This is a genomic window from Nocardia sp. NPDC004860 (genome assembly GCF_040609015.1).
GTDB lineage: Bacteria > Actinomycetota > Actinomycetes > Mycobacteriales > Mycobacteriaceae > Nocardia.
The window spans coordinates 130,419-154,775 of sequence record NZ_JBEXJI010000014.1; the positions used below are offsets into that span (position 1 = coordinate 130,419).

At 68.2% G+C, this 24,357-nt stretch carries 25 protein-coding genes; 16 read left to right on the top strand and 9 right to left on the bottom strand.

Annotation, left to right across the window (positions count from 1 at the left end):
• Positions 1–3: 3 nt before the first annotated feature.
• From ABZV44_RS24730 to ABZV44_RS24760, 7 genes are all read right to left on the bottom strand, one after another.
• Complete coding sequence (locus ABZV44_RS24730) at positions 4–1,419, bottom strand: prolyl oligopeptidase family serine peptidase (RefSeq protein WP_354840581.1); 1,416 nt, start codon at positions 1,417–1,419, stop codon at positions 4–6.
• Positions 1,420–1,540: 121 nt separating this feature from the next.
• Complete coding sequence (locus ABZV44_RS24735; protein WP_354840584.1) at positions 1,541–2,593, bottom strand: Rieske 2Fe-2S domain-containing protein; 1,053 nt, start codon at positions 2,591–2,593, stop codon at positions 1,541–1,543.
• Between the two features lie 127 nt (positions 2,594–2,720).
• Positions 2,721–3,410, bottom strand: a complete 690-nt coding sequence (locus ABZV44_RS24740; RefSeq protein WP_354840587.1) for a DUF899 family protein — start codon at positions 3,408–3,410, stop codon at positions 2,721–2,723.
• Between the two features lie 85 nt (positions 3,411–3,495).
• The gene (locus ABZV44_RS24745) at positions 3,496–4,023 is read right to left on the bottom strand and encodes a phenolic acid decarboxylase (RefSeq protein ID WP_354840589.1); all 528 of its coding nucleotides are present in this window, start codon (positions 4,021–4,023) and stop codon (positions 3,496–3,498) included.
• 99 nt (positions 4,024–4,122) lie between these two features.
• Entirely contained in the window at positions 4,123–5,277 is a 1,155-nt protein-coding gene (locus tag ABZV44_RS24750; RefSeq protein WP_354840592.1) for a serine hydrolase domain-containing protein, read from the bottom strand.
• A 113-nt stretch (positions 5,278–5,390) separates the two neighbouring features.
• Positions 5,391–5,879, bottom strand: coding sequence for a hypothetical protein (locus ABZV44_RS24755; RefSeq protein ID WP_354840595.1), 489 nt, complete (start codon positions 5,877–5,879; stop codon positions 5,391–5,393).
• 360 nt (positions 5,880–6,239) lie between these two features.
• Positions 6,240–7,004: an IclR family transcriptional regulator gene (locus ABZV44_RS24760; RefSeq protein WP_354840598.1), complete on the bottom strand. Its 765-nt coding sequence runs from the start codon at positions 7,002–7,004 to the stop codon at positions 6,240–6,242.
• An 82-nt stretch (positions 7,005–7,086) separates the two neighbouring features.
• Here ABZV44_RS24760 and ABZV44_RS24765 point away from each other — a divergent pair, with 82 nt between their 5' ends.
• The 12 genes from ABZV44_RS24765 to ABZV44_RS24820 all read left to right on the top strand — a co-directional run bounded on the left by ABZV44_RS24765 (position 7,087) and on the right by ABZV44_RS24820 (position 18,582).
• The gene (locus ABZV44_RS24765) at positions 7,087–7,326 is read left to right on the top strand and encodes a thiamine-binding protein (protein ID WP_354840601.1); all 240 of its coding nucleotides are present in this window, start codon (positions 7,087–7,089) and stop codon (positions 7,324–7,326) included.
• Positions 7,319–7,708, top strand: a complete 390-nt coding sequence (locus tag ABZV44_RS24770; protein ID WP_354840604.1) for a helix-turn-helix domain-containing protein — start codon at positions 7,319–7,321, stop codon at positions 7,706–7,708. Before ABZV44_RS24765 ends, ABZV44_RS24770 begins: the two co-directional genes overlap by 8 nt.
• Before the next feature lie 266 nt (positions 7,709–7,974).
• Positions 7,975–9,402 carry a nucleobase:cation symporter-2 family protein gene (locus tag ABZV44_RS24775; RefSeq protein ID WP_354840607.1) on the top strand — a complete coding sequence of 476 codons (1,428 nt, stop codon included), beginning with the start codon at positions 7,975–7,977 and terminating at the stop codon, positions 9,400–9,402.
• A gap of 214 nt (positions 9,403–9,616) precedes the next feature.
• Positions 9,617–10,114, top strand: coding sequence for a 2-oxo-4-hydroxy-4-carboxy-5-ureidoimidazoline decarboxylase (uraD, locus tag ABZV44_RS24780; RefSeq protein WP_354840610.1), 498 nt, complete (start codon positions 9,617–9,619; stop codon positions 10,112–10,114).
• Positions 10,102–10,446: a hydroxyisourate hydrolase gene (gene uraH / locus ABZV44_RS24785; RefSeq protein ID WP_354840832.1), complete on the top strand. Its 345-nt coding sequence runs from the start codon at positions 10,102–10,104 to the stop codon at positions 10,444–10,446. The genes uraD and uraH overlap by 13 nt, the downstream gene beginning before the upstream one ends.
• 6 nt (positions 10,447–10,452) lie before the next feature.
• Positions 10,453–11,358, top strand: a complete 906-nt coding sequence (gene pucL, locus ABZV44_RS24790) for a factor-independent urate hydroxylase (protein WP_354840613.1) — start codon at positions 10,453–10,455, stop codon at positions 11,356–11,358.
• A 31-nt stretch (positions 11,359–11,389) separates the two neighbouring features.
• On the top strand, positions 11,390–12,796 hold the full coding sequence (locus ABZV44_RS24795; protein WP_354840616.1) for a nucleobase:cation symporter-2 family protein: 1,407 nt from the start codon (positions 11,390–11,392) through the stop codon (positions 12,794–12,796).
• A 161-nt stretch (positions 12,797–12,957) separates the two neighbouring features.
• Positions 12,958–13,779, top strand: coding sequence for a TIM barrel protein (locus ABZV44_RS24800; RefSeq protein ID WP_354840619.1), 822 nt, complete (start codon positions 12,958–12,960; stop codon positions 13,777–13,779).
• Between the two features lie 54 nt (positions 13,780–13,833).
• Positions 13,834–14,724 (top strand): 2-hydroxy-3-oxopropionate reductase, encoded by an 891-nt coding sequence (locus ABZV44_RS24805; protein ID WP_354840622.1) that lies wholly within the window; start codon positions 13,834–13,836, stop codon positions 14,722–14,724.
• A 2-nt stretch (positions 14,725–14,726) separates the two neighbouring features.
• Positions 14,727–16,505 carry a glyoxylate carboligase gene (gcl, locus tag ABZV44_RS24810; protein WP_354840625.1) on the top strand — a complete coding sequence of 593 codons (1,779 nt, stop codon included), beginning with the start codon at positions 14,727–14,729 and terminating at the stop codon, positions 16,503–16,505.
• A gap of 9 nt (positions 16,506–16,514) precedes the next feature.
• Positions 16,515–17,687, top strand: coding sequence for a glycerate kinase (locus tag ABZV44_RS24815; protein WP_354840628.1), 1,173 nt, complete (start codon positions 16,515–16,517; stop codon positions 17,685–17,687).
• Between the two features lie 19 nt (positions 17,688–17,706).
• Positions 17,707–18,582, top strand: a complete 876-nt coding sequence (locus ABZV44_RS24820; protein ID WP_354840630.1) for a fumarylacetoacetate hydrolase family protein — start codon at positions 17,707–17,709, stop codon at positions 18,580–18,582.
• Between the two features lie 146 nt (positions 18,583–18,728).
• On the opposite strand, the gene ABZV44_RS24825 is transcribed toward ABZV44_RS24820, so the two are convergent.
• Complete coding sequence (locus ABZV44_RS24825) at positions 18,729–19,520, bottom strand: VOC family protein (RefSeq protein WP_354840633.1); 792 nt, start codon at positions 19,518–19,520, stop codon at positions 18,729–18,731.
• Positions 19,521–19,747: 227 nt separating this feature from the next.
• On the opposite strand from ABZV44_RS24825, the gene ABZV44_RS24830 reads away from it, so the two are divergent.
• The 4 genes from ABZV44_RS24830 to ABZV44_RS24845 are packed head-to-tail and all read left to right on the top strand — an operon-like array spanning position 19,748 to position 23,081.
• Positions 19,748–20,437 (top strand): VC0807 family protein, encoded by a 690-nt coding sequence (locus ABZV44_RS24830; protein WP_354840635.1) that lies wholly within the window; start codon positions 19,748–19,750, stop codon positions 20,435–20,437.
• Positions 20,430–21,089, top strand: a complete 660-nt coding sequence (locus ABZV44_RS24835) for a TMEM175 family protein (RefSeq protein ID WP_354840637.1) — start codon at positions 20,430–20,432, stop codon at positions 21,087–21,089. Before ABZV44_RS24830 ends, ABZV44_RS24835 begins: the two co-directional genes overlap by 8 nt.
• Before the next feature lie 37 nt (positions 21,090–21,126).
• Positions 21,127–21,627 (top strand): VOC family protein, encoded by a 501-nt coding sequence (locus tag ABZV44_RS24840; RefSeq protein WP_354840639.1) that lies wholly within the window; start codon positions 21,127–21,129, stop codon positions 21,625–21,627.
• Positions 21,624–23,081 carry an FAD-binding protein gene (locus ABZV44_RS24845; protein ID WP_354840641.1) on the top strand — a complete coding sequence of 486 codons (1,458 nt, stop codon included), beginning with the start codon at positions 21,624–21,626 and terminating at the stop codon, positions 23,079–23,081. The genes ABZV44_RS24840 and ABZV44_RS24845 overlap by 4 nt, the downstream gene beginning before the upstream one ends.
• Here the strand turns inward: ABZV44_RS24845 and ABZV44_RS24850 are convergent.
• Complete coding sequence (locus ABZV44_RS24850; protein WP_354840643.1) at positions 23,057–24,304, bottom strand: DUF4132 domain-containing protein; 1,248 nt, start codon at positions 24,302–24,304, stop codon at positions 23,057–23,059. The genes ABZV44_RS24845 and ABZV44_RS24850 overlap by 25 nt on opposite strands.
• Positions 24,305–24,357: the final 53 nt, after the last annotated feature.

Consider the following 24,357-nt stretch of genomic DNA (forward strand, 5'->3'; position numbering starts at 1 on the left):
GGCTCATCGGCTGAACAATTGCCAGTGCAGGGCCCAGGGCACGAATGCCATTGCAGTTGTGAGCAGTACGAGCGTTTGCCGACGGAGCGGGGCGTCCATTCGGGCTCGGACGCGCCACGCGGACCGGGCCAGGATGGCTGCGGTCAGGGGGACGGCCAATGCCAGCGCGTGGAGCAGGAGCCAGGGTAGGGGCTGGCCGAGGGTGAAGGCTGTTGGCGGTAGCTTGGCACCTGCGGCCAGGATTCCTACGACGTAGGTCACGGTGCCCAGGGTCGCCAGCAGTCCTATGGCGGATACTGCTCGAGCTGCCCGGCGTGGTCTGCGGCCGGCTTCGGATGGACTGCGTCGCAGTATCATCCGTCCGAGGGCGAAGAGTGGGTAGGTGGCGAAGCCGAGCAGTAGGGCAGCCAGTGCTGCGTACTCGAGGCCGGGGTGGGTGCCTGGCGCGCGGCTGGCTGGCTGCTGGGGCGGGGTGGCAGCGCTGGTGGGTGGTGCTTGATCGGCCGCTACCGTGTGGATCCAGTCGGTCATGACGTCGGTGTAGCCGGGGTCGAGTTCGCCGAGCGGCTTGCCCTCGAAGATCTCGCCGCCGACGCTGTCGAAGCCGTCGGTAGTGCGATGGCCGTTGTGGCCGGCCTGTGGTACGAAACGTGTTGTCACCGAGTGATCTCCGGCGGCTGCCAGTTCGTGTTGGAAGATCGCCGCGCTCTCGCCGCTTGGCACCTTCACATCGTGGTCGCCCCACAGCGCCAGCACGGGCACTCGCACTTGCCGCAGAGCGGGCACCGGGTCGTAGTCCGCTTCCGGGAACGCGCCGAGTCCGTCGACCACGGCAGCACCGGGGCCGCTCACTGCATCCGGAAGGTGGCCGGAAACACCGTTGTGCCGCAGGAGATTCGAGAGAAACCAGGTTTGGGTGCGTAACGGTGTCAGTCCTGACCCGCCGATGGTGACCACGAACCCGACCGTCGACGAGCGGGACGCCGCGAGTGTCGCCACCCAGCCGCCCTCGCTGAACCCCCACAGCCCGACGTGAGCGGCATCCACATCGGGCCGATCGCGCAGCAGTCGCACCCCGGCGAGCGCATCGTCGGCCAGTACTGAGAAGTCCCGGTGGCCGGTCGAGTATCCGACAGTGCGCTTGTCCACAACCAGCGTAGTGATGCCCGCGCGCGCGAAAGCTGCTGCCTCGGGATGGTATTCGGCCCGAGGCCCCGGCCCCGACCCGCCGATGAGCACGATTCCCGGATGCGGCCCGGCCCCGGTGGGCCGGTAGACCGCCCCGCGCAGCGTCACCCCGTCGCTGTCGAAGGCCACCTGCTCCTGCTCGGGATCGGCAGGTCCGGGTTGCGCTTCGGCCTTGCCCCCACCGATTCCCCAGCACAGCAGGACCAGCATCGCGACGATCATCACTCGCATACCGGAAACATAGGGACGTCAACCACTTCCGGGCATCGCACCACGGTACTGAGGCTCCTCATCCTGCGGTACCGGACAGGGCGGGCCTTCTCGTTTCCCAGGGCCGATATGGGGCTGACTTCTAGTGGAGAGGTTCCAGATCGCGGGTAGTGCCGGGCAGTGCCAGATCTTCCAGGGCCTGAGGGGATTGGGGTGGGTAGAACTGGGCGTACCAGCGGCGGAGGGACTTGATGCCTTTCTCGTGGGGGAGGAGGACGGGGCGGGGGCGGTGGATTTTGTGGTCCCAGATGGCCAGTTCTTCTCGGACCTCGCCGAAGGCGACCAGACGGAGGGCGAGTTTGAGAATTGGGGCGGCGAAGGGGAAGCCGGGGCGGCGGCGGATGTAGTAGAGCATCCGGAGCTGGCTGGTGGTGTCGTCGATGGGGGTGGTGAGGGCGATGGCGGTCATGGTGATCAGTGCGCCGGTGGTGCGGACGACCATGATGCCGGGGCCGTACATGAAGACGTCGAAGCTGTTGTCGACCGGGTAGCCGAGGACGGGTTTGCAGAAGCGGGTGTGGATTTCGGCGAAGGGGCCGTCGGGGATGAGTTCCTGGACCGGGGGCTCGCTCTGGCCGTGGATGTGGTGAAAGTGGGATTCGTCGACGATGTTCTCGCGCATCTCCTGGATGTGGATACGCGATTGCAGGACATCGTCGATGGGGCGGGCGAAGGCGCGATCGGTGGCCTCGGGAATCTCGGGCACTTCCCACAGCGGTTCGCCGGCACCGGAGTAGACGAAGATCAGCCCGCTGTGCTCGCGCACCGGGAATCCGCCCAGCGTCACCCGCGGCGGGCGGGATGCGAAAGGCGCTGAGGCGCAGGCACCGTCGGCATCGAAACGCCAGCCGTGGAACGGGCACTCCACCTGCCCGTCCACCACCAGGCCCCCCGCACCGAGGTGGGCGCCGTAATGCGGGCAGTGCGCGTCGCGGACAGTGGCCCGGCCATCGCTGCCCCGGAAGGCGATCAGCGCCCGCCCGAAGTAGTGCAGATTCACGATCTTTCCGGACCGCAGGTGCTTGCTGCGCAACACCGCGTACCAGCCCTCGGGCACCGTCGGCATCGGATAGTGGTCGGCGCGCGGATCGCGCGCCAGCTCGGACAGGCCCGAACGATCACGTCGAAGGAACACGCCGCAAACCCTAACTGGAACCTGTTACAAAACAATGAACGGAACCGTCGGTTTGCTGTGAATCATGTTGGACAGGAACGCAACTCGACTCGTGATCGGCCGGATATTCGTTATTCCATTGGCGGCCTCAGGGATTCGGATTGCCGTAGGTGGCGGCGATGTCTTTGGAGCTGGGCCAGCGGTTGTAGGTGGGGGACTGGGGCCAGCCGGTGGGGACGTCCTGCCAGTCTTCCTGGCGGCCGTAGGGGAGGAGGTCGATGAGGGGGAAGGTGTGGGTCAGTTGTTCGACGCCGCGGCCGTTGGTGTGCCAGGTGCGGTAGACGGTGTCGCCGTCGCGGAGGAAGACGTTGACGCCGAAGCCGCCGCCGGGCGGGGCGTCGATGTCCGAGCCGAATGGGCTGTTGGCCGTGGAGTACCAGGGCATCTGGTTGCCGACGCGACGTTTGTAGGCGAGGGCCTCGTCGATCGGGCCCTGGGTGACGATGACGAAGCGGGCGTCGTAGAGGTCCAGGAATTCCAAACGGGTGAATTGCGAGGTGAATCCGGTGCAACCGGGGCATTGCCATTCCTCGCCCGGGAACCACATGTGGCTGTAGACGATCAATTGGGACTTGCCGGCGAAGACGTCGGCCAGGCGGACCGGGCCGTCCTCGCCTTCCAGGGTGTAGTCGGGCAGTTCGACCATCGGCAGGCGGCGGCGCTGGGCCGCGATGGCGTCGAGTTCGCGGGTCGCGGCCTTCTCACGGATACGCAGTGCTTCGAGTTCGGTCCGCCAGGTGTCGATGTCGACGACGGGCGGCAGCGGGTTGGTGCTCACAGAATCCTCCCTCACCGGGTTCACAGGGTGCGTGTTGTAGGCATAGACGCCGCGGGCGCGCAGAACTCATCGGTGACCCGTCGAATCAGTTGGTGCGATTCGCGTAATCGAGGGGGAGTTTGGCCGGTGGGCAGTCGATGACGGTGTCGTCGTCGCGTCCCCGGGTTTCGAGGTAGGTGATGCGGCCGGTGGAGGCGACCAGGGTTTGCGGGTAGGTCGGACCCTGGTCGCGGTCGGCGATGATCTGCGGGATGGCGTCCTCGTAGTGGCCCAGGGTGCTCTCGGGAAAGTCGAGCATCCACTGCGGATAGCAGATCGTCGTGTGCACCCGGCGCTCGCGGAGCCACACGATGAGCACGGTGACCGCACCGGTCGGCTCCACCCAGGCGATCTTGTACATATCGCCGCTGAGCTGGATCATCTTGGCCGGTTGCGCCGTGGACCAGCGCCCGAACATCGGTCCCATCAGGCAGCGGAAGGCGACAGTCTGCGAATTGCGCACGTACAGGTCGAACTTCCAGCCGTTCTCGTACGCATAGATCAGATGTCGCCCGACGATTCCCGACAGGTCACCGGCCAGAGCCGGTGCGGCGGCGGCATCCTCGGCGCTCATCGCTAACTCCTCTCGGCCGACCTGCGTCAGGACCCGGGCGTCGCGCTCAGCCTATCCGCTGAGCACGCCTTCCCCGATGATCTCCACGGATGTTCCAGGTCAGGGCAGGGGCGGCGGGCGGTCTGGCACCAGCAAGGTGGCGATGGCGGCACCGATGGGGATGGCGTTGTCGGTGTCGGACTTGGCGGTCGGGCCCAGGGTGGCGTAGACGACGATGGTGGTGTCGGATTTGGTGTCGTAGAGGGCGATGCCGTCGTAGCCGCCGTAGGCGGGGTTCATGAACAGCCAGTCGGCCATGTGAGGCACGCCGAAGGCGAAGTACTTCTGGGCGGTGAGCGGGCCGAGGCCGGCGGTGGAGGGGGCCATCATCTGCTGGAACTGGCTGCTGGAGAGCAGTTCTCCCGTGCCGAGGGCCCGGACCCAGCGGCCCACGTCGGTGATGGTGGAATTCATGTTGCCGGAGTGCAGGAATGCCGTCGGGTTCCAGAAGGTGGCGTCTTCGAAGATCTTTCGCTCGTCGGTGTAGCCGTGCAGGATCGGCTCGTCGATCCGGGCGGTGCGGACCACCGCGGAATGCCGCATGCCGAGCGGGCCCAGGACGTACTGGGAGATCAGATCGCCCAGCGATTTGCCGCTGGCCAGCTGCAGCACTTCGCCCAGGACGACCAGGTCGCTGTGGGCGTAGGCGAAGCTGGTGCCGGGATCGAACAGGGGCGGGCGGGCATTGGCCAGGTCGAACAGCTCCTGGGCGGTCCAGGTGTGGAACGGATTGTCGGCGAAGCGTTTCAGGAAGCCGGGGTCGGTGACGTAGTCGGAGATTCCGGAGGTGCTGTCGGCGAGCATGCGCGGGGTGATCCGGTCGGCGCGCGGGAAGGTCGGCAGCCATCTGGCGATCGGCTGGTCCATGGACAGGGTGCCGGCCGCGTCCAGATGCCACAGCACGGTGGACAGCATCGGCTCCATGGGTTGGCCCACCCGCAGCTGCATGTCGGTGGTCGCGGGGATGCCCAGCGGTGAGTCGCCCGCCGTGCCGATGGTGATCGGCTCCTTGCCCCGCCACACCCCGAAAACCGCTGCGGTGAGGTCGAGTTGGGTCAGTTTGGTGCGCACGATATCGGCGATCTGCGCGGCTTCGGGGGAATTGGTGCCGGATCTCTGCGTCTCACCGCCCCGATCGGATCCGCAGGCGCCGGCGGCCACGGTCAGCACGATCGCCAGGACCGCACCCACTCGGCATCGAGTCGAGACACCCATCACCGGATCCCTTCATCGAAGAAGACGGCCCGAGCAGCGTGGATCACAATCTACGCCGCCGCTCCGGCCGTCTTCGCCATGGATCGCCGGGGTTCAGCTGGGCTGCGCAGCGTTCAGCTGGGCTGGGGGGCGGCCGGGTCGGGCTGGGTTGCCGGTGCCGGGTTGATCAGACCGTCCGCTACGCCGACGGCCGCCCCGACACCGGCGCCGAGCGCCATGAACGGGGCGGCGACCATGGCGTAGCCGATGACGCCGCCGATGGCCGGGACGATGACCAGGCCGATCGGTGCGAAGGGGAGTCCGGCGATCGCGCCCGAGACCACGCCGACCAGTGCGCCGGTCCACGCGATCGGACTGGCCAGGACGGACCCGACCGACGCGCCGATGGCCGCGTCACCGAGGACGGCCTTCGCGACACTGGTGGAGCGGGCATGGTCGAGCCCGGCCGCTTCGAGCGACTGCGCCAGACCGGCTTCCGTGCCCGTGGTCGCGGTATTGATCTGCTGGGTCTGCTCGGGGGTCAGAAAGAACGGCCGGTCGAGCTGGAGGGTGCCGATGTGAATCGACGAGTCCGGGATATCCAGGGCCGGCTGATCCGCCACGGCCGCTGGCGCTTCCTCGGCCAGGGCGGGTGTTACTCCCAGGAGAACCAGAGAGAGGGGAAGAGCCCCCGCAACGGCGACCCGGGCCGCACGCCGATAAAGCTGAACCGAACTTGTGGGCTGCCTTGTGCCCATAGGAAAACCTCATTCCGAGATGTCGATGACTTCGCATCAGGATTCGAAACCGGAACCCTCTCGGATCTGTCCAGATTATGGGAATTGTTGGCAGCGACCGGTTTTGCGAGGTATCGGAGGCCTGGTCCGCGAGTTTTCGCGGGTTCTATGAGGTCGATTACGACATCGCTGTCCGGTAGCCGACCGAGAACCGCCGGTGCGATCGCTGCGTAGGAGATTCGAGAACTATCGGAGGTCGTCGGACAGGGCGGCGGCGACCTCCGTCAGCAGCGGCGCGGCGCGGTCGATGAGCTCCTCGGTCATCCGGCCCACCGGGCCTGACACCGAAATCGCCAGCCGGGCAGGCGCTTTGGGCACCGCGACGGCCACACAGCGCACGCCGAGCTCCTGCTCGCCCTCGTCCATGGCGTATCCGGTGCGCGCGGCCTCGTCCAGTTGCCGGGCGAACTCCTCCGGATCGGTGATGGTGTTGTCGGTGTAGCGCGGCATTCCGGTGCGCTGCAACAGCTCTCGGGTCAGGTCCGGCGCCGCACCGGCCAGGATGGCCTTGCCCACGGCCGTGCAGTGCGGCAGCACCCGCCGGCCCACCTCGGTGAACATGCGCATGGAGTGCCGCGACTGCACCTGCGCCACATAGACGATCTGATCGCCGTCCAGCATGGCCATGTTCGCGGATTCACCGAGCTCGTCGACCAGCCGGGACAGGTGGGGGCGGGCCAGCACCGCCAGCATCTGCGAGGAGCTCTCACCGAGCTTGATCAGCTTGGGGCCCAGGACATACTTGCGCGACGGCTCCTGGTGCAGGTAGCCCAGATCCACCAGGGTGCGCACCAGCCGGTGAATGGTCGGCAGCGGCAGCCCCGACTCCGTGGCGAGCTGGGACAGGCCCATCATGCCGCCCTCGTCGGCCATCAGCTCCAGCAGGGCGAACGCGCGCTCGATGGATTGCACGCCGCCGGTGCCGCTCTTGGGCTCCTTCGCTGCTGGCACCCCGGTCCTCCTCAGTTTTTCCGAATGCCGGAATTCTAGGGCAGATCGTAGATCACCTGTTCTGCCCAGTAGCCTGAGGCCCATGCGGCTACGCGCGGAGTTCACGACCGAACCGTTCCATGGCGAAGGGGATACGCCGCCGCATGCCAGAGCGGCTCTCGAACTCGCGGAATCGGCCGGTCTGGAATGCGATTTCGGTCCGCTCGGCACCTCGGTGGCCGGGACCGACGACCGGCTGCTGCCGGTGCTGGGCGAGATCATGGTGACCGCCTTCGCGCACGGGGCGACCCGGGTGACCATGCAGGTCGAGCAGGATGACTGAGCGTTCGCCGATGGACGAGGCGCACCCCGTGCTGGTGACCCTCGCCCCGCTGCTGGAGAGAACCGGCGGCCGCCTGGTGCCCGCGCAGGAGGCCACCGCCGACGATGTCCCCCTCGTGTGGGAAGGAACGACCCTGGCCTGCGTGCGTTTCGGTCCGCCCGAGTCCGACACCCTCGGCGGCCTGGAGCGGCTGCTGGACGAGGTGGCGGCGGAGCTGGGCGGGCCGCTGGCCGGACTACCGCGTGTCGAGAAGCAGCGTGCTGTGCGCTTGCTGGAAGAGCGGGGCGCCTTCACGTTCCGTAAGTCGGCGGAGACCGTGGCGGCGGCGCTGGGTGTCACTCGCTTCACCGTCTACAACTATCTGAACCGCGAACGCGCCTGACCGGTCTGTCGGCCGACCGATATATATTCAACGAATTGTTGACGGCCAATGTGGCCCGTGCCACTCTTCTCGGATAGCGGAATGACCCTTCCGCTATCCGAGAGAGGTTGCGCCAATGGAGACCTTGAGCGAACGCGGTTCACCTGCGGGCCAAAGAGTTTCGACGCCATACCGAAGACTGTCGACGGTCGTCCGGCCGTCGCGATCGGGCCGACTACGCGACGGAAGTGCTGCTTCCTCCGCTGATCGAGGGGGCCGGCCCGCCCGTGACTGCTGAATCCGTACCCGGCGTCCCGGGAACTCCCGCCACGCCGGAGTCCACCGCACCGGTGGTCCTGGAACCCGAAGCGCCCGAACGACATCCGGTCGATGTCGTTCCGCCGCCCTGGCAGTTGCTCGCCGGCGGCCTGCAGCACATCGCCGCCATGGTCGCCGGCGTCGTGGCGCCACCGCTGATCGTGGGCGCCGCGGTCGGCCTGGGCACCCGGGACACGGTCATGCTCATCACCGCGAGCCTGTTCACCGCCGGACTGGCCACCCTGCTGCAGTCCCTGGGCTGGTGGAAGTTCGGCGCGCGGCTGCCGCTCATCAATGGCGGATCGTTCGCGGCGGTGGGGCCGATCCTGGCCATCGCCAAGGATGCCGCGCCGGGCGAGGCGCTGCCGGTCATCTTCGGGGCCACCCTGGTGGCGGGCGTGCTGGCCGTGCTCGCCGCCCCGTATTTCTCACGGCTGCACCGGTTTTTCCCGCCGATCGTGGGCGGCACGGTCATCTCGCTCATCGGCCTGTCGCTGCTGCCGGTCGCGCTCGGCTGGATCAGCGGCGCGGGCGAGGGCTCCATGGGCTCGGCGCATGTGCCGCTGAAGAACCTGCTGGACGCGGCGATCGCGCTGGTGGTCGTGCTGTTGTGCCATCGGTTCCTGAAAGGGTTCGGGCGGCAGCTGGCCCTGCTGATCGGACTGGTCGCGGGCTCGCTGGCGGGATGGCCACTGGGACTGCTGGATACGGGCCCGGTGCGCGACAGCGCGCTGGTCGGTTTCATACCGCCCATGCACTTCGGCGCACCGCAGTTCCAGATCGGTGCGATCGTCTCGCTGTGCATCGTGATGCTCGTGGTGATGACCGAGTCGACCGCGACCATGATCGCGCTCGGCGAGATCGTGGACCGGCCCGCCGAGGAGCGGCACATCGCGGGTGGTCTGCGGGCGGCCGGTGTCGGCACCATGCTGGCCTCGGTCATGGGCGGATTCGCCTGCGGCGCTTTCGCGCAGAACGTCGGACTCGTGGCGCTCACCCGCATGTACAGCCGTTTCGTCGTCGCCGCCAGCGGTGCGCTGCTGGTGCTGCTGGGGTTGTTCCCGGTGGCGAGCGCGGTGGTGGAGCTGGTGCCGAAACCGGCTCTGGGCGGAACGGGTCTCGTACTGTTCGGGACGGTCGCCGCGAGCGGTATCCGCACCCTGGCCAAGGCCGATCTGCACGATCCGATCAACTCCCTGATCGTGGGCGTCGCGCTGTTCATCGGCATGACACCGACGGTCGCGCCCTCGTTCTACGCCGGTCTGCCGGGACCGGTGTCGATCATCCTGGCGTCGGGGATCAGCGCGGGCTGTCTGGCGGCCCTGGTGTTGCACCAGCTGTTCGGATCCCGTACCAGCGCCGCCCTGGCAGCGGTACCGGCCGCGCGGAATACCTAGCCGGCGCCGGTGCGGTGATCAGCGGCGGCGGGTCGACCACGGTCGGCCTGCCGCCGCTGTCCGCGTTCCGGGCTGGCCGGCACGTATGCTCAGCTAGCGCCCTGACCTGCGGCCTCTGTATATTTTCAACAAATTGTTGACGAGTTGTTGTGGCCCGTGACACTCTTCTCGAGTAGCGGAATCACCCTTCCGCTATCCGAGAGAGGTAGCGCCGATGGTGACATTGAGCGAATTCAATTCGACAGCCGGGGAACAACTCCGGCCGGACCTGCTGACCTGCTGTGACGTGCCCGCGTGGGCCGACGGCGTGCTGGCGGCCCGGCCCTATGCCGATATCGACAGCGTGCTCGCCCGGGCCGGCGAGCTGGCCGGCGCCCTGAGCGGAGCCGAGGTGGATCGCGCGCTGGCCGCGCACCCCCGCATCGGTGACCGCGTGTCGGGCACCGACACCGGATCCGCGTGGTCGCGCCAGGAGCAGGCCGGGGTCGGCCAGGACGTGGCCCTCGCCGCGCAGCTGCTGGACGGCAACCGCGCCTACGAGAAGCGTTTCGGCCGGGTCTTCCTGATCTGCGCCACCGGCCTGTCCGCCGAGCAGATTCTGTCGAGCCTGCACCAGCGCCTCACCAACGACGACGCCACCGAGGCGGCCGTGGTTGCCGAGGAGCTGCGCAAGATCGCGGTCCTGCGCCTGCGAAAGGTATTCGAGCAGTGAGCACCATTACGACGCACATCCTGGACTCCGCGCTGGGCAAGCCCGCGGCCGGTGTCGAGGTGCGGCTGGAACAGGTCGGCCCGGACGCGCGGGTGCTGGCCGAGGGCAAGACCGATGACGACGGCCGGATCCGCGATCTCGGCCCCGAAGGGCTCGCTGCGGGTGTCTACCGGCTCACCTTCGACATCGAAAGCTATGCCGCCGCAACGAATCAGACCTACTTCTACCCGTCGGTCTCCATCACCTTCAAGGTCGCCGGGGCGGCGGGCGAGCACTACCACGTGCCCCTGCTCATGAGCCCCTTCGCCTATTCCACCTACCGAGGAAGCTGAACTCACATGGCAATCAAGCTGGGACAGAACCAGTACGGCAAGGCCGAGAACCGCGTCGTCCGCGTCTACCGCGACACCCCGCGCCACCAGATCCGCGACCTCAACGTCTCCTCGGCGCTGCGCGGCGACTTCGCCGACGCCCACATCACCGGCGACCAGGGCGACGTGCTGCCCACCGACACCCAGAAGAACACCGCCTTCTCCTTCGCCAAGGAGAAGGGCGTGCACTCCATCGAGGAGTTCGGCCTCACCCTCGCCGACCACTTCATCTCCCGGGCCCCCACCGCCACCGGCGCGCGCGTCGAGATCGAGGAGTACGCCTGGGATCGCATCGAGGTCGACGGCCAGGGCCACGATCACTCGTTCGTGAAGTCGGGCCGGGGCGTACGCACCACCGTGGTGAATGTCGACGGCGTCGGCCCGGATCGCAAGGCCCACGTGGTCTCCGGCGTGAAGGACCTGACCCTGCTGAAGACCACGGGCTCGGAGTTCCACGGCTTCTTCAAGGACAAGTACACCACCCTGCAGCCGACCGACGACCGCATCATGGCGACCTCGCTGGTGGCCCGCTGGCGCTACAACCACACCGACGTCGACTGGGACAAGACCTACGACGCCATCCTCAAGACCATCCTGCGGCAGTTCGCCGTGGTGCACTCGCTGGCGCTGCAGCAGACCCTCTACTCCATGGGCCGCGCGGTGCTCGAGCAATTCACCGAGGTCGCCGAGATCCGTTTCTCGGCCCCGAACAAGCACCACTTCCTGGTGGACCTGAGCCCCTTCAATGTCGACAACCCGGGCGAGGTCTTCATCGCCGCGGACCGTCCCTACGGCCTGATCGAGGCCACCGTCGAGCGCGACGACGCCAACGAGGCCGGGAACGCCTGGCTCGCCACCCCGGGCTTTTGCTGAATGGCTCAGTGCTGATCTAGGAGGTGCGGCGATGGGTGATGACCAGAGCCGCGTGACAGAGACCCTCACCCGTCCCGAGGATGCGCGACATCCCCTGGGCCAGTTGGTGGTCTACGGAACTCAGCACATTCTGACGATGTACGGCGGTGTGATCGCACCGCCGCTGATCGTCGGCGGTGCGGCCGGGCTCTCGGTGCCGGACATGGCCCTGCTGGTGACGGCGGGCCTGTTCCTCTCCGGCCTGGCCACCCTGCTACAGACCCTCGGCATCGGGGCGGTCGGCTCCAGACTGCCGATCGTGCAGGGCATTTCGTTCGCCAGTGTCTCGACGATGGTCACCATCGCGAGCGACGGCGGACTCCGGCCGGTCTTCGGCGCGATCATAGTCGCCGGTCTGATCGGACTGGTGCTGTCCAGTTTCTTCGCCAAGCTGGTACGGCTCTTCCCGGCCGTGGTGACCGGAACGATCATCACGGTGATCGGACTCTCGTTGCTGCCCACCGCATTCCGGTGGGCTATGGGCAACAATCCCAAGGCGGCCGACTACGGCTCGATGGGCAATATCGGTTTCGCGGGGCTGACCCTGCTCATCATTCTGGTGATCAGCCGGCTCTTCCAGGGCGCGATCTCACGGCTGTCGATCCTGATCGGCCTCGCGATCGGCACCCTGCTGGCCGTGGTCACCCACCACGCCGACTTCTCGGCCGTCGGCAAGGCGAAAATCATTGCGCTACCGCCGATCCTGCACTTCGGCGGGCCGACCTTCGAGGCCGGGGCGATCGTGTCCATGACCATCGTGATCCTGGTGATCATGACCGAGACCACCGCCGACATCCTCGCCATCGGCGAGATCGTCGGCACCGAGGTGGATTCGGCGCGGGTGGCGGCCGGCCTGCGGGCCGACATGCTCTCCACCACGGTCGCGCCGGTGTTCGGCAGCTTCCCGTGCAGCGCCTTCGCGCAGAACGTGGGACTGGTGGCGCTCACCGGCATCAAGAGCAGATTCGTGGTCGCGACAGGCGGTTTGGTGCTCGTACTGCTGGGCCTGTTCCCGGTGGTGGGCGCGGTGGTGGCCGGGATTCCGTATCCGGTGCTGGGCGGTGCGGGCATCGTCCTGTTCGGATCCGTGGCGGCGAGCGGTATCCGCACGCTGGCGCGGGTGGACTTCACCGACAACCTCAATATGGTCATCGTCGCGGTGGCCATGGGTGTGGGCCTGATTCCGATTGCGGCGCCGACGTTCTGGGACAGGTTCCCGACCTGGCTCGGGGTGATCATGCACTCCGGCATCTCCGCCACCGCGGTGGTGGCGATCGCGTTGAACCTGGTGTTCAACGAGATCAAGGGTGGAAACAAGGCGGGCGCTTCGGTGTTCGCGGCAGCCGAGGATCGCAAGGACGATCTGGGCGAGCGCCTGGACGACGATATCCGCGACTGAATCGGCAATTTCGTATATCTCGTGCCGTACTGGCCGGTAGCTCCCGGAACTCTCTTGACGGGGTTGTTTCGGGAGCACTAGCCTTTTCATATCCCGAAAAAATATTTCCGCATTGTGGAAAATGGCGGAAGCGCTGCGGGAACGAACTGGAGGGATTCCTGATGACCCACTCGCTCAACTACGCCGTGAACTGCTCGCTGCTGTTCACCGAGCTGCCGATCCTGGAGCGCCCGGAAGCCGTGCGGCAGGCCGGATTCGACGCCATCGAGTTCTGGTGGCCCTTCGCCGAGGCGATCCCGTCGGACCGGGACGTGGACGCCTTCGTCGCCGCCGTGCAGAACGCTGGCGTGCAGCTGATCGGCCTCAACTTCTTCGCCGGTGACATGGCCGGCGGCGACCGCGGCCTGGTCTCCTGGCCGTCGCGGTCCGCGGAGTTCAAGGACAATATCGATGTCACCGTCGGCATCGGAGAACGACTGGGCACCAAGGCTTTCAACGCCCTCTACGGCAACCGTGCCGACGACGCCACCCCGGAGCAGCAGGACGAGCTGGCCGTCGAGAACCTGGCGGCGGCGGCCGTGGCCGCCTCCCGGATCGGGGCCACCATCCTGGTCGAGCCCGCCTCCGGCGCGCCGCGCTACCCGCTGCTGAAGGCTGTCGACGGCCTCGCCGTCATCGACAAGGTGCAGGCGTACGCGGGCGTCAGCAATATCGGCCTGCTCGCCGACCTCTACCACCTCGCCGTGAACGGTGACGACGTGGACAAGGTGATCTCCGAGTACACCGACCGGATCGCCCACGTGCAGATCGCCGACAACCCGGGCCGCAACGAGCCGGGCACCGGCGAGCTCCAGCTCGAGCTTCAGCTCACCGACCTCGCGTCGCGCGGCTACCGGGGCTGGGTCGGCCTCGAGTACAAGCCGTCCGGCCGTTCCGAGGACGCCTTCGAATGGCTGCCGCGCGAGCGTCGCGCCGCGAAGTAGCCCGCCGTCCAGAGACCCAGAGAACTTGCCATACAGAGGATTAGGGAACAGATCATGACCAACATCGCTTTCATCGGCCTCGGCATCATGGGCAGCCCGATGGCCGTCCACCTCCAGAACGCCGGCCACGCCGTCAAGGGCTTCGACCGCAACCCGGCCCAGGCCCAGCCGCTGGTCGACGCGGGTGGCCGTGCCGTCACCTCGATCGCGGACGCCGTGCGCGGCGCGGAGGTCATCGCCGTGATGGTGCCGGACTCCCCGCACGTGCAGGAGGTTCTCGCCGGTGAGAAGGGTGTCTTCGAGACCGCCGAGCCCGGCGCGCTGATCATCGACTTCTCCAGCATCCGCCCGGATGTCACCCAGGAGCTGGCGAAGCAGGCCGCCGAGCGTGGCTTCCGCCTGCTGGACGCCCCGGTCTCCGGCGGCGAGCCGGGCGCGGTGAACGCGACCCTGTCCATCATGGTCGGTGGCGCGGCCGAGGACTTCGCCACCGCCGAGCCGGTTTTCGACACCGTCGGCAAGACCATCGTGCACGTCGGCACCAATGGCGCGGGCCAGACCGTGAAAGCCGCCAACCAGCTCATCGTGGCCAGCAATATCCAGGCCGTGGCCGAGGCCGTGGTCTTCCTCGAGGCCTACGGCGTCGAGCTGGGCCCCGCCCTGGACGTGCTCGGCGGCGGCCTGGCCGGTTCGGCCGTGCTGAACCAGAAGCGCGACAAGATGATCAACCGCGAGTTCGCGCCGGGCTTCCGTATCGACCTGCACCACAAGGACATGGGCATCTTCACCACTGCCGCGCGTGAGGCCGGTCTGGTGACCCCGGCCGGTTCGCTCATCGCGCAGCTGGTCGCCTCGGCCCGCGCCAATGGCGACGGCCACCTGGACCACTCTGCACTGCTGCGCGGCGTCGAGCGCCTGAGCGGCAAGCTGGACAAGGAGAACTGATTATGGCGCGCATGCGCACCGTCGACGCGGCGGTCCTGATCCTGGAAAAGGAAGGGGCCACACAGGCTTTCGGCCTGCCGGGTGCCGCGATCAACCCGTTCTACAGCGCCATGAAGGCGCACGGCGGTATCAAGCACGTGCTGGCCCGCCACGTCGAGGCCGCCTCGCACATGGCCGAGGGCTTCACTCGGGCCAAGCCCGGCAATATCGGTATCTGCATCGGGACCTCGGGCCCCGCGGGCACCGACATGGTGACCGGTCTGTACGCCGCCAGCGCGGATTCCATTCCGATCCTGTGCATCACGGGCCAGGCCCCGGTGTCCAAGCTGCACAAGGAGGACTTCCAGGCCGTCGACATCGCGTCCATCGCGAAGCCGCTGGCCAAGTGGGCGCACACCGTGCTCGAGCCCGCCCAGGTGCCCGGCGCCTTCCAGAAGGCGTTCTGGCTCATGCGCGAAGGCCGTCCGGGCCCGGTGCTCATCGATCTGCCGATCGACGTGCAGCTGGCCGAGATCGAGTTCGACATCGACACCTACGAGCCGCTGCCCGTGGCTCGCCCGGCCGCCACCCGGGCGCAGGCCGCCAAGGTGCTGCAGATGCTGAACGCCGCGAAGCGTCCGCTGATCATCGCCGGCGGCGGCATCATCAATGCCGACGCCGACGCTCTGCTGGTGAAATTCGCCGAGCTGACCGGTGTTCCGGTGGTCCCGACCCTGATGGGCTGGGGCACCATCGCCGACGATCACGAGCTGAACGCCGGCATGGTGGGTCTGCAGACCTCGCACATCTACGGCAACGAGTCGCTGCTGGCCTCGGACTTCGTGCTGGGTATCGGCAACCGGTGGGCCAACCGCCACACCGGTGGTCTCGACACCTACACCAGGGACCGCACGTTCGTGCACGTCGACATCGAGCCGACCCAGATCGGCCGGGTCTTCGCACCCGACTACGGCATCGTCTCCGACGCCGGCGCGGCCCTGGAGCAGTTCATCGCCGTCGCGGAATCCCTTGACGCCGTGGGTGGTCTGACCGACCACGGCGATTGGGCCAAACAGGTGCGTGCCCGCCGCGCGACCGGGCAGCGCAAGACGCACTTCGAGAACGTGCCGCTCAAGCCGCAGCGCGTGTACGAGGAGATGAACAAGGCGTTCGGCCGGGACACCCGGTACGTCACCACCATCGGACTGTCGCAGATCCAGGCCTCGCAGCTGCTGCACGTGTACAAGCCGCGGCACTGGATCAACGCCGGTCAGGCCGGTCCGCTGGGCTGGACCCTGCCCGCCGCGCTGGGTGTCGCCACCGCGTGCAAGGACGAGCAGGTCGTCGCGCTGTCCGGTGACTACGACTTCCAGTTCCTCATCGAGGAATTGGCCGTCGGCGCCCAGTTCAACATCCCGTACATCCATGTGCTGGTGAACAACTCGTACCTGGGGCTGATCCGGCAGGCGCAGCGGGCGTTCGAGATGGACTACTACGTCCAGCTCGACTTCGAGAACATCAACTCGCCCGAGGTCAACGGCTACGGCGTGGACCACGTCAAGGTCGCGGAGGGCCTGGGCTGCAAGGCGATTCGCGTCTTCGAGCCGCAGGACATCGGTCCCGCCTTCGAGAAGGCCAAGTCGCTGATGGCCGAATTCAAGGTGCCCGTCGTGGTCGAGTGCATTCTCGAGCGCGTCACCAATGTGTCCATGGGCGCGCGTGAGATCAACGAGGTCGTGGAGTTCGAGGAGCTGGCCTCGGCCTTCGTCGACGCCCCGACCGCAACCGTCCCGCTGGACTAGAGGATTCCCATGGCTCGTGTGCTGATCGCCTCCGACAAATTCAAGGGCTCGCTGACCGCGGCGCAGGTCGGGGCCGCCGTGCGAGCCGGAATCCGGCGGGCGCGTCCCGACGCCTCGGTTACGGTCGTGCCCGTGGCCGACGGCGGTGACGGCACCGTCGCCGCCGCGCTCGCAGCCGGTTTCGACGCGGTCCCGCTGACCGCGTCGGGGCCGACCGGGGAACCGGTGCTGACCGCCTACGCCCGCCGCGACGATCTCGCGGTCGTGGAGATGGCGGATGTGTCGGGCCTGGTGCGGCTGCCGGAAGGCCGGCTGCGACCGATGACCGCCACCAGCCGGGGCGCCGGCGAGGTGATGGCGGCCGCGGTCGCGGCCGGGTGCCGCCGCATCGTGCTCGGCATCGGCGGCAGTGCCGGAACCGACGGCGGCGCAGGTCTGTTGGAGGCACTCGGCGCCCGGCTGCTGGACGCGGATGGGCTGCCCATCGGCGACGGCGGGGCGGCTCTCACCCGGGTGCACGCCATCGACCTGACCGCCCTGCGCGAGCGAATGGACGGCGTCGAGGTCACGGTGGCCTGCGATGTCGACAATCCGCTCACCGGGCCCAATGGGGCCGCTGCGGTCTACGGACCGCAGAAGGGCGCCGATCCGGCCCAGGTGGCCGAGCTGGACGCCGCGCTCGGGCAGTGGGCGCAGCGGCTGGCCGCGGAACTCGGGTCGGATCGGCGCGACGCGGCGGGGGCCGGCGCCGCGGGGGGTGTCGGATTCGCCGCGCTCGCCGTCCTCGGCGCGACTCTGCGGCCCGGTATCGAATTGATGCTGGAGCTGGTCGGTTTCGACGCGCGGCTGGCCGGGGTGGACCTGGTCGTCACCGGTGAGGGCAAGCTCGACGAGCAGACCCTGCACGGCAAGGCGCCCGCGGGCGTGGCGGCGGCCGCGCGGGCCGCGGGGGTGCCGGTGGTCGCTGTGTGCGGCCGGAACACGTTGCCGGCGGACCGGTTGCGCGAAACCGGGTTCGCCGCCGCGTATTCGCTCATCGAGATCGAGCCGGACGAACAGCGCTGCCTGAGTGCCGGAGCAATGCTGTTGCAGCAGTTGGGTATTCGCATAGCGCATGAGCACCTGCCAGGTGGTGCGGGGGTAGCGGCCATGGCCGCCGAGCAATCGGGGGCCGAGAAATGAAGCAGCCGGGAGGCGACGTATGAAACTGCTGCGCGTAGGGGCCCGGGGCGCCGAGCGTCCCGTGGCCATCGATGATGAGGGCGCGCTGCGCGATCTGTCGTCCGTGACCGCCGATATCGACGGCCGGCTGCTGGGTGATCCGGCGGCGCTGAGCGCGGTGCGGTCCGCGCTCGCCGCCGGAACTCTCCCCGAGGTGGATCCGGCCGCGCGGGTCGGCGCACCGATTGCCCGGCCCGGCAAGGTGATCGGCATCGGGCTCAACTACACCGACCACGCCGCCGCCATCGGCGCGGCCATTCCGGAACGGCCCGTGGTGTTCCTGAAGCCGGGCACCACGGTGAGCGGTCCCTACGACGCCATCGAGCTGCCGCCCGGCAGCCGCGCCACCGACCACGAGGTGGAGCTGGGCGTGGTGATCGGCCGCGCGCTGCGCGACTGCCCGGACGCCGCCACCGCGCTGGGGGCGGTGGGCGGCTATGTCACCGCCAATGACGTCACCGAGCGCAATGGCATTGCGGGCGAACCGACCTGGGTGAAGGGCAAGTCCTTCGACACCTTCACCCCCATCGGCCCGTGGCTGGTGACACCCGACGAGGTCGCCGAACCGCAGGCGCTGAGCCTGCAGCTGTGGGTGAACGGCCAACAGCGGCAAGCGGGTACGACCGGCAATATGGTCGCCGGGGTCGGCGAACTGCTGCGGTACCTGAGCACGCTGATGACCCTGGAACCCGGTGATCTGGTGCTGACCGGAACCCCGGGCGGCGTCGCGGTCAGCCGGCCGGAGCCGAAACCCTATCTGCGCGACGGCGATGTCGTGGTCGTGGAGGTCGCCGGACTGGGCAGGCAGCAGACCCTGGCCACCGGCGTGCGCGGCGCCGTCGTCACCGGGGGCTGAGTTTCCCGCGGCGGCGTCCGAAGCGCTGCTGGGGCGCCGACCACGTCGCCGCGGGATGATCCGAACGGCCCGGTCACTGTGGGGACCGGGCCGTTCGTCCTGTCCGGGGCCGGCTATCGATCGGGTACACGCCGAGGAGCGCTCGTTCAGGACTTGTTGCCGCCCAGGCTGAATCGCACGCCGGACGGGTCGGCCACCGCCGCCAGCCGGCCGTACGGGGTGTCCTCGGCGGGCCGCACCACGCTGCCGCCCAGCTCGGCCACCTTGCGCACGGTGGCGTCCACGTCCTCGACGCCGAAGTAGACGGTCCAATATCCGGGCACGCTCGGCGGCAGGAAGCCGCTCGAGTCCATCACCCCGCCCAGCATCGGGGTCATGGAATGGATGGTGGTGTACCGGAATTCGGGCGTATCGGCGATGGTGAACGGGTCCTTCCAGCCGAAGACCTCGCGGTAGAACTTCAGGGCGTCGTCGTAGTTGCGCGTGTGCAGTTCGAACCACGAGGGCGCGCCCACATGCCCCTCCCACTGCCCGCCGCCGGCCACGCCGCGCTGCTCGAACCCGGCCATGGTCCCGGCTTCCCACACGCCGATCCCGACCCCGCCGTTGTCCCCGAACACGCCGAACTTGCCGAGGTCCCCGACCGCCGTCACCGGCGCCGCGATCATTCCGCCGGCCGCCGTGACGGCCGCCGCGGTCGCCTCGGCGTCCGGGCTGGCCAGGTACACGGTCCACTGGTCGGGCCCGCTGTTCCCGTCATTGCGCATCCCGCCCGCCACGGCCAGGCCGTCCTTGCGGAAGGTGATGTAGTCGCCGTACTCGGGCGCGACATCCGCGCTCCACCCGAACAGCTCGCCGTAGAAATCGATGGCGCTGTCGGTGTCGGTGGTGAAGAGATCGGTCCAGACCGGATCGCCCGGCTGCGTCACGTAGGACATGGTCAACTCCTCGAATCGGTATTTCGGTCCCCGGGAATGGAGACGACGCCCGGCTCCGGAAATCATCGTCTTCCGCCGGCCCGAAGCGGGGATGGCGGCGGACGGCGTGTCCGGCGCCCGCATGACAACTGTCATGGCCGGGAGGTGATGGTTGGCAGATTCGGCGAGGTCGGCGCGACCGTAGCGTCATTCCTGTAGCGCACAAACCGATTACAGGAGTTCCGACCATGGCCGACAACATCGCCGCAGTGCCCGCGCCGCAGTCGCAGGACCGGCCGAGCCTGCTGCGCATGCTCGCACCCACCGCCCGTGACATCGCGGTGCCGCTCGCGGCGTACTACCTCCTGCACTGGGCCGGGTACTCCGATTTCCTCGCGCTGCTGGCGGGCGCGGTGTTCTCCGGCGTCGTGGTCCTGGTGGAGGTGATCCGGGCCCGGCGCGTCGACGCCCTGGCCGCACTCATCCTGGCCGGCTTCGTCTTCGGCATCGCCAGCTCGCTGATCAGCGGCGACGCCCGGATGATGATCGTGCGGGACTCGCTCACCACCGCCGTCATCGGTCTCGCGTTCGGGGTGAGCGCACTGCTGGGCAAGCCGCTGACCTACGTGGCGGCCCGGAAGGCCTTCGCGAACTCACCGGCGAAGCTCGCGGAGATGGAGCACAACTTCCGCACCAACCCGCTGGTACGCCGCGTGCACAACCGGATCGCCGGGATGTGGGGCGCAGGCCTGGTCGGCGAGTCCGTGCTGCGGGTGGTGCTCGCCTACCGGCTGCCCATCCACACCATGGCCTGGCTGTCGAGCGCGCTCATGATCGGGGTCACCGTGGTGCTGATGGCGATCACGGTTCGAACCATCAAGCGGGCCAAGCGATCTGAAGCGATCACGGAATCGGGTTACGCTTCCGTCCATGAGTGACGGATCGGTTCCGGATCGCACGCTCGCCGGAACCGCCCGGGTGGAAGCGTTCAGCGACGGGGTGATGGCGATTGCCATCACCCTGTTGATTTTGGAAGTCCGGGTGCCCGACCACGAGCCCGGGCGCCTGCTGCAGGCGCTGGCGCATATCTGGCCGGCGTACGTGGCCTATCTGGCGTCGTTCATGACGATCGGCGTCGTGTGGATGAACCACCACACCTTCTTCGGGCGATTGCGGCGCATCGACCACGTGCTGCGATGGTGGAATCTGATGCTGCTACTGGGCATTTCGCTGGTGCCGTTCCCGACGATGGTGGTGGCCGACAATGTGGTGCACGGGACGCGCCGGGACGCCGTGGTGGCGGTGGCGCTGTACGGGATCGTCGGGGTGATGATGACCGTGCCGTGGGCGCCCATGTGGTGGCGGCTGGCGAAGCGGCCGGAGATGTTGAAGCCCGGTCTGGGTGCGGATTACGCGCGGCGCGAGAGTTGGCGGGCCTGGCCGGGCATCCTGGTCTACGCGGTGTGCATCGGGGTCGGGTTCGTGTCGCCGATCACGGCTCTGGTGCTGTATCTGCTGGTCTCGACGTTCTACGGCCTCAGCAACAAAGGGTGGACGGCGCCGTCCGATCCGGATCCCGACGACGAGTAACCCTTGCCAATTTAAGCGATTGTGATTAACTGCCCGGGTGGACAGCACAAGTGTGGCCCGCGGCCCGGTCACCCAGATCGCCTGGGTGGTCGAGGACATCGCGGCCGGTGAACAGTTCCTGAAGACCACCATGGGCGCCGGCGGCTGGATGCGCATGCCCGAGGTCCACTTCGGGCCCGAGAGCTGCGTCTACCGCGGCGAACCCGCCGACTTCACCGCGCACATCTCGCTGTCCTACAGCGGCGACACCCAGCTCGAACTCATCCAGCCGGTGCGGGGCCGCTCCATCTACACCGAATTCCTCGAACGCGGCGGACCCGGCCTGCACCACGTCTGCCTGGAACCCGACGACTTCGATGCCGCGCTGAAAGACGCCGCGGCGCAGGGGATCCCGGTGGTGCAGCAGGGCAACATGGGCGGGCAGATGCGTTTCGCCTACCTCGACGGCGCGGCCTCGGGCGTGCCGTTCATCGAACTCGCCGAGATCGGGCCGAACATGCGGCTGTTCTTCGAGCAGATCAAGAAGGATGCGCAGTGAGCACACAGATCCCGGAAACCCTTGCGGCGGCGTCGATTACCGAGTGGTCCGACGAAGTCGACGTGGTCGTGGCCGGATTCGGCATCGCGGGCGGCTGCGCGGCGGTCGAGGCGGCCGCCAACGGGGCTCGCGTACTGGTCCTGGAGCGGGCCGGTGTAGCGGGCGGCACCACCGCGCTGGCGGGCGGGCACTTCTATCTCGGTGGCGGCACCGCCGTGCAGCGGGCGACCGGCCACGACGATTCGGCCGAGGAGATGTACAAGTACCTGCTGTCGGTGGCGCGCGATCCCGAACCGGACAAGATCCGCGCCTACTGCGACGGCAGCGTCGAGCACTTCGACTGGCTGGAGAGCCTGGGCTTCGAATTCGAGCGCAGCTACTACCCGGAGAAGGCGGTCATCCAGCCCGGCACCCAGGGGCTGATGTACACCGGTAACGAAAAGGTCTGGCCCTACCGGGATCAGGCGACGCCCGCGCCGCGCGGGCACAAGGTTCCGGTGCCCGGCGACACCCAGGGCGCGGCCATGATCATCGAGCTGCTGGTGAAGCGGGCCGCCGCGCTCGGCGTCGAGGTGCGGTACGAGACCGGCGTGACCAACCTGATCACCGAGGCCGACGGCAGTGTGGCCGGCGTCAGCTGGAAGCACCTCGGCACCACCGGTGCGGTGCGGGCGAAGTCGGTGGTGCTGGCCGCCGGCGGCTTCGTCATGAACACCGACATGGTGGCCGAGCACGTGCCGTGGCTGACCGAGAAACCCTTCGTGCTCGGGACGCCCTTCGACGACGGGCTGGGCATCCGGCTCGGCGTCTCGGCGGGCGGCGTGACCCGCATGATGGACCAGGCCTTCGTCACCGCGCCCGTGTATCCGCCCGCGAAGCTGCTGACCGGAATCGTGGTGAACCAGCGGGGCGAACGCTTCGTCGCCGAGGATTCCTATCACGCGCGGACCTCCGCCTTCGTGCTCGATCAGCCCGGCGCGGTGGCCTACCTGATCGTGGACTCCGAGCACATGGAACGGCCCATGTTCCCGCTCGCGCCGTTCATCGACGGCTGGGAGACCGTCGAGGAGATGGCGACCGCACTCGGAATCCCGTACGAGGCACTGCGATCCACCCTCGACCGCTACAACGAGAAGGCGGCCCGCGGCGAGGATCCCGATTTCCACAAGGCGGGCGAATGGCTCGAGCCGCAGGATCACGGGCCGTGGGCGGCCTTCGACCTGACCCTGGGCAAGGCGCTGTACGCGGGCTTCACCCTCGGCGGCCTGCGCACCTCGGCCGACTCGGAAGTGCTGCGGGACAACGGATCAGCGATTCCGGGGCTCTACGCGGCGGGCGCTACCGCCTCCACCCTGGCCCAGGACGGCAAGGGCTATGCCAGCGGCACCCAGCTCGGCGCGGGCTCCTTCTTCGGGCGCCGCGCCGGACGTCACGCCGCCAGCCGGTCCAGCTGACGGATCAGCTCCGAGGCGGTGACGGCATCGAACGACCCGAACGTGCCGCCCCGGAGCTCCACCGACAGCACCCGCTGGAGCTCGGGCTCGTAGCGATAACCGCCCGCGAGCCCAGGGTCCAGCGTGACGGCCACCTCCTTGGAAGGGCCGAACCGGCGATACAGGAGCGCTCCGGACAACTCCCAGCCCAGCTGTTGCAGTCCGAACACCCGATCGGTGCGGACCTGGCGATCGATGAAGAAGGACAGGTGATCCGCTTCCGCCTCCTCCGGCGTGAGGGTGTACGTGCATCGCTCCAGCTGCTCGAACGGCTGGCGTAATCGGTTGCCGGCGAACGTATTCCGCCACCTTTCCAGGGATTCCGTGAGGTGCAGCGGGTGGGCCACGCCCACCAGCGTCTCGCGCGGCAGCTCGGCGGGCCTCTCGTCCACGGTCCGGAGCCCGCCCTCGGCATCGATTCGGAACGTGCCCGTCACGGTGCCGCGGCCGTCGAAGCTCGCCCACACCAGCCGCCGGGCCAGCTGACCGAGCGCGGGATCCTCGAGCACCAGCCGCCGGTGTGCCGCGGCCCGCCATCGCCGGCCGTCCACCATGGCCGCCTCCAGTCGCCGAATCTGGTCGGTGGTCACCGATTTCGGGTCCGCGGGGGCGCGTGGTGTGTCCCCGCCGGGAGAAGAAGGTTGCGCACCTAGCCGGGCACGCACCCGGAGACTCAATGTCTCCGCGGCGGGCTCGGGCTCCTCGCCTGGCGTGATCGCCCGCAGCCAGGGTGTCATCCGACCCGCGCGCGGCTCGGGTTTCTCGATGCACAGGCCCCGCCGTGTCTCGGCGACCGCGGTCGCGAATGCGTACCCGTGCTCGTTCATCCAGCTGTCGATGAACCGGTCGATGAACTCCTGCTCCCGCTGTGGTCCGGTCCGATACGCGATCGCCGCCTGCTGTGCGATGGCGAACACCACCGCCGCGCCCTCCGGCGTGACCGGCCCGGCGGGGTTGGCGGCGTATTCCGCTGCGGCATCGGCGAATTCGTCCAGCCCGTCGAGCCGGGCCGCCGTCAGCACGGTCTCCACCGCTCGACGGTGCCGGCGCAGGAACTTCCGCACCGCCGTGGTGGCGTGCGGATCGGCCCAGCGCCTCTCCTCGTCGGTCATGCCCGTGATCTTGCCGCCCGGCACCGACAGGTTGTCGGCAGGAGGCACCGACAGGTTGTCGGCAGGAGGCACCGACAGGTTGTCGGTGGGTGGCGGTAGGGTGGCTCGCTGACGCCCCGATCGGG